Origin of the sequence: uncultured Microbulbifer sp. (assembly GCF_947489355.1) — a bacterium.
In the GTDB taxonomy this organism is placed as follows: Bacteria; Pseudomonadota; Gammaproteobacteria; order Pseudomonadales; family Cellvibrionaceae; genus Microbulbifer.
In genome coordinates, this window is record NZ_CANLDD010000086.1 from 1 (window position 1) to 9,556 (window position 9,556).

8 protein-coding genes and 4 tRNA genes are annotated in these 9,556 nt (G+C 56.2%); 1 reads left to right on the forward strand and 11 read right to left on the reverse strand.

Annotation, left to right across the window (positions count from 1 at the left end; all coding sequences use genetic code 11):
• Positions 1–209 precede the first annotated feature (209 nt).
• The 11 genes from Q1A48_RS19780 to Q1A48_RS19830 all read right to left on the reverse strand — a co-directional run bounded on the left by Q1A48_RS19780 (position 210) and on the right by Q1A48_RS19830 (position 7,753).
• A tRNA-Thr gene (locus Q1A48_RS19780) sits at positions 210–284 on the reverse strand.
• A gap of 72 nt (positions 285–356) precedes the next feature.
• Positions 357–430 (reverse strand) — tRNA-Gly (locus Q1A48_RS19785).
• Between the two features lie 63 nt (positions 431–493).
• Positions 494–577: transfer RNA gene (locus Q1A48_RS19790), tRNA-Tyr, on the reverse strand.
• 107 nt (positions 578–684) lie between these two features.
• Positions 685–760, reverse strand: a tRNA-Thr gene (locus tag Q1A48_RS19795).
• Positions 761–951: 191 nt separating this feature from the next.
• Positions 952–1,650 carry a hypothetical protein gene (locus Q1A48_RS19800; RefSeq protein ID WP_299948374.1) on the reverse strand — a complete coding sequence of 233 codons (699 nt, stop codon included), beginning with the start codon at positions 1,648–1,650 and terminating at the stop codon, positions 952–954.
• A 4-nt stretch (positions 1,651–1,654) separates the two neighbouring features.
• Entirely contained in the window at positions 1,655–2,392 is a 738-nt protein-coding gene (locus Q1A48_RS19805; protein WP_299948376.1) for a type III pantothenate kinase, read from the reverse strand.
• Positions 2,389–3,375, reverse strand: coding sequence for a bifunctional biotin--[acetyl-CoA-carboxylase] ligase/biotin operon repressor BirA (birA, locus tag Q1A48_RS19810; protein ID WP_299948378.1), 987 nt, complete (start codon positions 3,373–3,375; stop codon positions 2,389–2,391). Before birA ends, Q1A48_RS19805 begins: the two co-directional genes overlap by 4 nt.
• Before the next feature lie 20 nt (positions 3,376–3,395).
• Positions 3,396–4,508, reverse strand: a complete 1,113-nt coding sequence (gene alr / locus Q1A48_RS19815) for an alanine racemase (RefSeq protein ID WP_299948380.1) — start codon at positions 4,506–4,508, stop codon at positions 3,396–3,398.
• Positions 4,509–4,533: 25 nt separating this feature from the next.
• Positions 4,534–5,724 carry an ABC transporter permease subunit gene (locus Q1A48_RS19820; protein ID WP_299948382.1) on the reverse strand — a complete coding sequence of 397 codons (1,191 nt, stop codon included), beginning with the start codon at positions 5,722–5,724 and terminating at the stop codon, positions 4,534–4,536.
• Complete coding sequence (locus Q1A48_RS19825; RefSeq protein ID WP_299948384.1) at positions 5,721–6,473, reverse strand: ATP-binding cassette domain-containing protein; 753 nt, start codon at positions 6,471–6,473, stop codon at positions 5,721–5,723. The genes Q1A48_RS19820 and Q1A48_RS19825 overlap by 4 nt, the downstream gene beginning before the upstream one ends.
• On the reverse strand, positions 6,470–7,753 hold the full coding sequence (locus Q1A48_RS19830) for an alpha/beta hydrolase (RefSeq protein ID WP_299948386.1): 1,284 nt from the start codon (positions 7,751–7,753) through the stop codon (positions 6,470–6,472). The genes Q1A48_RS19825 and Q1A48_RS19830 overlap by 4 nt, the downstream gene beginning before the upstream one ends.
• A 314-nt stretch (positions 7,754–8,067) precedes the next feature.
• Between Q1A48_RS19830 and Q1A48_RS19835 the strand changes: the two genes are divergently transcribed.
• Entirely contained in the window at positions 8,068–9,024 is a 957-nt protein-coding gene (locus tag Q1A48_RS19835) for a hypothetical protein (protein ID WP_299948388.1), read from the forward strand.
• Positions 9,025–9,556: the final 532 nt, after the last annotated feature.

Consider the following 9,556-nt stretch of genomic DNA (forward strand, 5'->3'; position numbering starts at 1 on the left):
GTTTTACCGTGGTCTACGTGACCGATGGTGCCCACGTTCACGTGGGGCTTGGAACGTTCAAACTTTTCTTTTGCCATTGCAGCCTCCTAATAGAGTGGCGCGCCAGTAATGGCATCACCCACGTCCAGAACATGCGAATCCGGCCCGGAAACCCAGACCCCGAATACAAACAACCACAAGAGTTCTTCACTCTTGCGGCCATTGAAAAATGGAGCTCATGGGCGGATTTGAACCGCCGACCTCACCCTTACCAAGGGTGTGCTCTACCCCTGAGCTACATGAGCCGATTATCGCCAACCCAAGCGACCTTATAGATAGCCGGTCACTTGAGAGCACTCTCGAGCCGAGCCCTTACTTGGAGCGGGCAGCGGGGATCGAACCCGCATCATCAGCTTGGAAGGCTGAGGTTCTACCATTGAACTATGCCCGCTTGCGAGAGTTTGTACTCGAACCCTCTTTACTGCTTGGCCGGCTACACCTTACGGTATAAAAATGGTGCAGGGGGGTGGATTCGAACCACCGAAGCTTTCGCGTCAGATTTACAGTCTGATCCCTTTGGCCACTCGGGAACCCCTGCTCAAAGCGGCGTGCTTTTCCACACCTCCCTCTCGTGAACTCAACATCTTTCTTTGAATTTCAAGGAGTTACCTGAAATTCCTATGTTGAGCTGCACCGGAGTAAGAATGGAGCTGGCGAGAGGAGTCGAACCCCCGACCGGCTGATTACAAGTCAGCTGCTCTACCAACTGAGCTACGCCAGCTCTTTCCCGTTCACCTTCAAGGCCAAGTGAGCCCCGTCAGTGGAGGCGGGATTCTATGGGAAGTTATCCTGACAAGCAACACCCTTTATACAGATAAATCAGAATTCTTTTGTCGCCAATTACCTTGTTTCGAAGAACTCAATCCTCCAGGGAGCGGCGATCAGAATTTAGGTCTAAAGGCAGGTGAAATATCAGCCAGTCACTTCAGAACAGAGATTGTGACGTCGACCCAATTCGGGATACTCCTCGCCCAGCTGCTGCCAAAATTCCGCGGCCAGGCGCTCCGCAGCGCCTGGCATCAAGACAATCCATCGCTCCAGATAAATCTGCGGCTCTTCGCGGAATTTCGCACCAATGCCCTTGCTGGTGAGCTCCTCCGTGAGCAATTCGGCGCGAGCACGCTCACTGAAAATGCCAAAAGAGATCCCATCGGCAAGCGTGCCTTTGGGGATAACATAGCTATCAATACCCTGAGCCTGCAGCTCTCGCAACTTATTGAAAGCCTCGCGCCGCGAATGCAACGGGGGCAGAAACACCCAGTAGCGCATCTGTCCCTGCATCTCAATTTCGCGCAAATCCCCTTGAATCTGCAGGGCCTTCAGGCGCTGCACAATATCCTGCCCCCGGTAGATCTGCGGAAAGGGGCCAATCAGGGTGCAGTGTTGTTCCTGCGCAGTGACAGAGGAGATTGACGCGGATGCCGCCTCGGCTGCTGGCAGCGCCCCCGGCGACGCTTCACTAATCATAACAAGGCGCCGCCCCTGCCCAGCCCTGTCTTCGCCCGCGATCCCGGTACCGCTCTCGGACGGAGGGGTGGCCATGTACCAGGTAAAAAGACCAAGATTCAGCAGCAGGAGAAAAAAAGCTATCCAACGCATATTCAGTGTCATTTATTCACGGGTTGCTCAAAGCCAGGCCATCCAGTACCAGATCCGGGACCAGGCGATGCGCTCGCCGACAGAACGCAGACAGCAGGAGCGCATCGCCACCGGTCAGCCAGAGGAGCGGCTCACTTCCGGTACAGTGAAGCAACTCCTCCAGAGCGCGATCAATGGCGCCGAGCACCATCAATAACAGCCCCCGGTTTACCCCTTCATCGGTAGTGCGCCCGGCACTGAGGGATTCGGTCAGGGTTATGTCGCGCGCGCTTTTGGCTGCGTGCGTATCCACCCGCAGGGAGCGCTGCATCAGACCGATGCCGGGCGCGATATAACCGCCAAGATGACGCCCATCACTATCCAACAGATCCAGGGTGGCTGCGCTGCCGCAATCGACAACTAAGGCGGCCCGCCGGGCCCGCCCATAGGCCGCCAGCATCGCGAGCCAGCGGTCCGCTCCGAGCAGGCTGTGATTGTCGTACCCACAGACAACGCCGGCACATTCCGGCGCCACCTGTGAGAACTCCACCTCCAGAGAGAACAATTTCCGCACATGATTCACCAGCGACTCGGCCACAACAGGGCCCGCCACATTCACAGCGCGCACCCGTTCGGGACGGCACTCACTCCACTCCCCAGGCAATCCACCCGCGGCGAAAGCAGCAACTTCAAAACCACCCCGTAAACCCACCTTTCCCCCGGTGAACAAACGCCATTTTACCCAGCTATTGCCGATATCCAGCTCGAGAATCACACCTGCCCCCGCAATGAAACCTCCCCCCCGTGGAAATACTTCAACTCACCTGCCATATCCAGTATCAAAGCCCCTTTGTTATCCACTCCCACCGCCGTGCCACACCAGGTTTCGGCTCCGGACTGCAAGACCACTGACTGCCCCGCAAACTGGTCCAGGGCAGCCCAGGCATCGCGGTAGGCATGGAAGCCCTGCTCCGGGTAATCTTTCAGCAGCGGCAACATTTCGTCCAGTATTGTCGCCGCCAGTAGATTGCGCGGGATACCTGGGCAAATCCGCTGCAGATCAGCCCAGGGCTGATCAATCGCACCTGCAGATTGATCGCGCAAGCCGCTATTCAGGCCAATGCCAATAACCACCCCACAACGATCGGTGAGATCGCCCTTTAATTCCAGCAAAACCCCGGCCAGTTTGCGCCCCCGGCACCAGATATCATTGGGCCACTTGAGGCGAACACCTGGGACCTCGAACCGCGCCAATGCCCGCGCAAGCGCGACTCCTACGGAGAGACTCAGTCCCTCAAGACTCTGTACGCCGCCACTGAACTCCCAGCCAACCGAAAGGAGGATTCCAGCACCATAAGGACTGACCCATCGGCGCCCGCGGCGCCCGCGGCCCGTGCGCTGGTGCTCGGCAAACATCACCACCGCGTGCCCTGTACCCGCTTCCATCAATGTCAATAATTGGGCATTTGTGGAATCCACCTCATCACGCAGGATCAGCTTGTGCAAAAGCGCCCTGCTCCGGGTACCCAGCACTGCATGAATTTTCTCCGCCGAGAGCAAGTCCAATCCCCCGCGCAAGCAGTAGCCGTGCCCTTTGACCGACTCCAGCGCCAGGCCGTATTGCCCAAGCTTCTGCAGCTGCTTCCAGACCGCTGCACGGCTTATCCCCAGAGCGACACCGAGAGACTCACCGGAGTGCATCCCGCCATCTGCCAGCAATGACAAAAGGGGGCGCAGCTGCACCAACGGGCTTTTCACGGTAGTGTCTTGCAACTTGATCAGCCTTTTATATAGCGGCGGAAATAGCGATGGCCCAGGCTGGTCAGCACTTCATAGCCAATGGTGCCCGCATATTGCGCCACCTCATCCACAGTCAGATCTTGATTGAGAATTTCGATCGATTGCAGGGATTCTCGCTCTTCCACCGAGAGTGTGGAAATATCAAACGTGGTGGAATCCATGGATATGCGCCCCACAATCGGCAGCTGGCGACCACAGGCCCAGCCTCGACCGCGCCCGCCCTGGGCACGCATTATACCGTCGGCATAGCCACCGCGCGCCACCGCCAGCCAACTCCCCGCCGCCATCCGCTGGGTCGCACCATAACCGACCGATTGTTCACGGCTTAGATACCGCTTTTGCACTATGGGCAGGCGGAGCACCACAGTGGGGCGCATGGGGTTGGGCGTGCCGGGTACCGGGTTGATACCATAGAGCGCCGAACCGGGACGCACAATATCAAAGTGATAATCCTTCCCCAGAAAAATACCCGATGAATTGGCGAGACTCAGCTGGATGTCCGGGCAAAGTGTTCGCAGCCTCTCCCCGGCTTGTTTGAAACTGCGCAGTTGCTGTCTATTTTGCGCGTGCTGCGGCTCGTCAGCACAAGCCAGGTGACTGAGCAGTATACGAATATCCGCCAGACGCAGAAGCTCGCGATCCCGCAACAGCCACTCGAACTCCTCCGCACTCAAACCCAAACGGGCCATCCCCGAGTCGACTTTCACAGCACAGGGCGCCTCCAACCCGGCGCGGGCGCATATCCCAACCCAGTGGCGCAGCTGTTCGAGCGTGAACAGCGTCGGCATAAGCCCGGCATGCGCGCACTCCAGTTCCGCCCCGGCACGAACACCAGTTAGAATGACGATCCGGACATCATCACCCAGCGCGCCCCGAAGGTGCTCCCCCTCCGCTTGGGTTGCCACAAAGAAATCGCGGCACCCCTGCCGGTAGAGCGTTGGCACCACCTGAGCCATTCCGAGACCATAGGCATCTGCCTTGACCACCGCGCCACAACGGGTGCCGCCTGCCAGCCGCCCGGCCAGGTCCTGATAGTTATCTGCAATGGACTGCAAATGAATACTCAGCAGCCCCTCGCGGGAATCGGTCATAGCATCACAAGCCTCGACTTACCAACTAGGTCGCCCCGAGCAAGCGCTCACGCTGTAGGGCACGAGCACCCACTAATATACACAGCCCAACCAAAGAAAGGGTGACCAGAGAGCCAGCGATTACCAGCGGTAAAGATAGTGTCTCACCAACCAACAGCGCCTTTAACCACTGCTGCTGCCCCACTAGTGGCACAAACTGCCAAAAGGGAACCTCAAGATCCACTTTGGACATATCCAGGCCAAACAATATTAAAAGTGGCACAATTTGCAATAGTCCCAATTGCATTTGAGCATCTTTAAACGACTGGGAACGCAGCGCCAGAAGCATCTGGGCTACGGCTACCAACAGGGACAGGGGCAGCAGCAACAACCCCATCATGGGGATTGCAACTAGAGAGACTGAGTACTGGATCCCCAGCTCTGACAAGGGCAGTAGCGGCAGCACCGATACCAGACCGGCAACCCCAACAAGTCCGCTGAGCCAGCCTATACTGGATACCGCCAAAACCTTGGCCAACACGATCTGCGGGCCCGCCAGGGGCTGCTGTAACAATACCTCCAAACTGAGACGTTCCCGTTCCCCCGCAGAACTGTCTATGGATGCGCCGAGACAGGCAACAAAGATGCCCAGTATCAGCATACTGGGCATCATGGTAAGAAGTAGGGCGCCCCGCTTTGAAGGCGCACTCACATCCCGCACTTCCAACTGCCAGGGAGTCAATACTTGGGGGGCAACGCCTCTTGCTATCAACCGTTGTCTCGCCACCACTGACTGAAACCCACTCAAATGTCTTTGTAAATAAGTGACCTGCCCGCGAATACCTTCAGAGGAACTATCCATATAAAGATACAGTTTGGGTATTAAAAGGTTTCGAAACGCTGAGTTGAAATTGTCGTCCACTTTTAGGACCAGATCGAAGCCATTTTCGAGCAATTCTTTAGCCGCGCCCTCTTGAATGATTTCCACCTCAAGGCGAGCATCCGCTAACCGCTGCTCCAAAAGAGGGACAGTCTCCCTCGAAAGCAGAGCCAGCCGAAATGTATCCTCCGCATTGTTTTTGATGGCATAAACAATCCCACCAATGGTCAAAGCCGGAAGCAACAAGCAGGTAATGATTGCCGTAAATACGGCCCGGCGATCACGCCAAACCTCCAGGCACTCCTTGCGCAGTAATGCAAAAAACTGCTGCCAGACCAAACTCTTGACAGAATTCACAGCAACGCCCCCTCTGCATGACCTGTCCCTTTAATGCCATAGGCAAGCGCGACAAAACTCTCTTCCAGGCTGTCAGTTCCTGAAAGATGCATAAGTTCTTCCGGTGCACCATTACCGACAATGGCCCCCTTCGACATCACCAAGACAGAATCGGAAAGCTCGGCGACCTCCGCCATAACGTGGCTTGAAAATAGAATGGCGGTTCCCTGTGAGCGCAGCTGTAACAGTGTTTTACGCAACAGGCGTGCAGCGAGCACATCGAGGCCACGGGTGGGCTCATCGAGAATCAGGTGACCGGGGCGGTGTATGAGTGCGCGAGCCAGGGAAACCTTCATTCGCTCCCCCTGGGAAAACCCCTTGGTGCGACGGCACCAAAGACTATCCAGTTCCAGCACATCGCGCACGGATTCCAGCGCTTGGGCCAGCGCTTCCCCGGCAATTCCCTGGGCACCGGCGAAAAAGGTCAGGTACTCTTTTACGGTGAGACGTTCATACAAGCCTTCCCGGTCCCCCACAATGCCCAGCTGTCGACGAACAGCTATCGGGTAGCGGGCGACATCCAAGCCACCCACAGAGACCTTTCCGCTATCGGCTTTGAGCAGCCCGGCAATAATACGCAGACAGGTCGTTTTGCCTGCACCATTCGCCCCCAGCAGCGCGGTGATTCGACCATCGGGTACGGAAAAACTGAGGTTTTTTAACACATTTTTACCGACAAACTGCTTTTCAACCGATTCAACCCTGATCACAGATGCTTTCCCCCACGACTATTCTCACCTTCCAACAACTGTGTCTTTCCCCCTGGTGCCGGACCAAATCCATCGACCATAAATGGCGGCCTGTGGATTTTCTCCATGCACCCCTGCTCCAACGGCTTGTCCGGCGCATGGAGGAAGTCCGCGATCAGCTCAGAGATACACCCGCGGCCCGTATTGGAGTGCCCACCGCCGGCAATGACCAGGTGCTGTTTATTAGAAAGATACTGCAACTGTTCATCGGCATAACGGGGCGGCGTAATCGGGTCCGCCTCACCGGAAATCAGCAAAACCGGGTGGCCTCGAGGCTCTGGTTTGGTGTATGGCTTTGCGGATACCGGCCAAACCTGGCAGCCTCGTTCAAACATTTTCAGGAAGGCGTTACCCAGGAAAGTACCTGCACCATCCCTGGCAACTTCCTCAGGGCTTATCCTGTTTAACTCTTCAGCACAGGCGACTGAGAAGGTCAGCCCCAGGGACATGGTGTTCTGCCGCAGCAGCCCCTCTATTGCCGAGAGCGGTAAATAGTTGCCGCGATCGGCCTGCTTGATGGCGTAGGGCAGCAGTGCCGCCGTTTCCGGGTGATAGAGAGCCCCCCGGATGACATTCAGTAAAACCCAGCGCGGTATTGGCTGTTCAGAGAGGACGCCGGTAAATGGATCGGGAAACGGTATGGCAGTCACTTTCCAGTTTTCCAGCAAGTGGTTCAACTCGGCACGCCAATCCCCAAGTTGGGCACAGGCCTTATCCTCTAAGCAATCCCGCTCCAATGTCTGCAAGGCGTCCTCTGCCGCCCGTGCGGTTAAAAACACCTTGGTTTCTATCGGCGCTACCGCATCCAGAACCAGCGCACTCAAGCTCTCCGGATACCATTGCTGGTACAGCAATGCGGTGCGTGTGCCCCAGGAGACACCCCACAGGGTAATCTTCCCGTGCCCCAGATGCCTTCGCACCCGCTCCAGGTCATTGACTGTTTGGCGACTACTCAGGGAATTGGCAAAGCTTTTCTGTTCCAGATAGCAATCCGCCAGCTCTGAAGAAAAAATCTCCAGGTCCGTGGGAAGCGCGAGGTTCCAGCCACAATCCAGCGGTTGTGAAAGCCCCGCGCCACGGCGATCCACGAGTACAATCGCCCGCTCCCGATTGACCCTGCGAAAAAGATTCAACATCGGAGCCAGATCACTGGCTGCCTGGCCCGGCCCACCGGCCAGTAAATAAAGCGGCGCCTTACCGCTCACACTCACTGCAGGCGCAACCATGATAGCCAGAGACACCTTTGCACCCCCTTCACCAACGGTGAGACGTGAACACTGAAGTGCATTACTCCAGCCATCTAGGTAGCAATCGTGAGATTTCACCTCCGCTGAATTGGCCCAAGCCGTCGGAGGTACAGTGCCGCAAAGCATAACTGCACCTATAAGGACCCATCGCACCCAGATCATAACCACCCCTAATCCAAAAGTCGTATGCGACAGTGTAACGAACCAGGCCCAGGTATGTCGCACTTGCCCCATGTCGGTCAATTACATTAGCGCCCACCTCCCCGCAGTGTTAAGGTTTCGGTTTTACGCCGCCCATGACTGCACCCATGAGCTTTTCAGACCGCGAAAGACACTTGATTCGAGCCGCTTTTGCCTGGGGCCAGATCACCCAGCAGGAGGGTTATACCCTTTCCGATCTGGAGATCGAAAAGTCAGTACTGTTCCGCCGCCTTCTCGGCGGCCGGCCGCCTCTGGCCTTCCCGCCACCCTTGCGCCACGGTTTTCCCTGGTACGATGTGATCGAAGGCCGCAGCGAACATATTGTCAGCGCCTCAGAGGCCTCCCCCGAGTGCAGCATCATCGCCCCCGACTGTAATCCCGGTGATACCTGTATATTGATCGATGGCACCTTTTGGCGTGTAGCGGAAACCATTCGCGAACAGGAAGAGTATATCGTCGAGTGGGGCCAGTACCCTATGCAATGGCGGCTGAAAAAGCACTGGGAAGTCAACTATGAGATGACCCAACAATTACACAGCTTTCGTAGGAACAACCCCTCCGCAGAAGTCAGTTTTGACCACTATCTCGGTCAGCGTGCATACCGGGAGTTTCGCATCGGCGATGACCAGACCGTTTGGCTGTGTGAATGGCAGCTAAGCCGCATTAGCCTCTCCGGCTGGGTCTGGGTCGGCACTGTGCTACCCCCTATCGAAGAGCGCCTTACCACAATCTGTGAAGACGCTTTAGGGCCAGTGATTATTGGCAACCAAGGTGCAGACAAGGGCAATGCCTGGCTGCGTATTGAGCAGGCCGAGCGGGAATCCCGCCTGACCAAACTGAAGGGACAGTACGATTACCACTCACTGACCTCAGCCAGTGCTGCGGAACTCAAAAGCCTGCTGCACAGCTTGCAAGACGAAAGTGGGGCTATCGAAATCATGGACTGGTGCGAATGCGGATCTCTTCGCCACTTCTCCCTCCCCGCCTCGCTTGTCCCCTTGGAGGAATTGAGCCTAAAAGACGTAAGTTATGACTTGGTGCCTGACAATGCTTACGACCAATAAAAGAGATCAGCAGTCAGACAATAGAGACAAATTGCCAGACTCGCCAAGCGCTAACAGCCGGTAAGTAAATATCCACCGGCAAAGCCGGTGGATATTTACTAACGCACAAAATAAAAAATGGAAGAACTGCAAGCAAACGTTAGTCCCCCGCTCTCAGATCTTCCAGCATTTCTGCCCTCTTATTAAATGTTCTACTATCCTATGTAACTACCATTTGCTCGCAGGCCATCGGCGGAGCACGAATGCCCAGGGCTTTGCAATAGAAGCCTGACAATGGCCTCAGTGTGTGACGAGCCCTGCTCGCCACCCTTTGGGCGCCTTTGGCGTACCAAGCCTGCACCTGCGGTGCATAGCTTGTCACATGGCAGCGCTATGCGCTGCCCGGTAGCAAAACCAGCTCCCTGTATCTCAAAAAACAAAACCCCTGCAGGATTCCCTGCAGGGGTTTTCTTTTTTAGAAGCCTGACAATGACCTACTCTCACATGGGGAGACCCCACACTACCATCGGCGATGCTGCGTTTCACTTCTGAG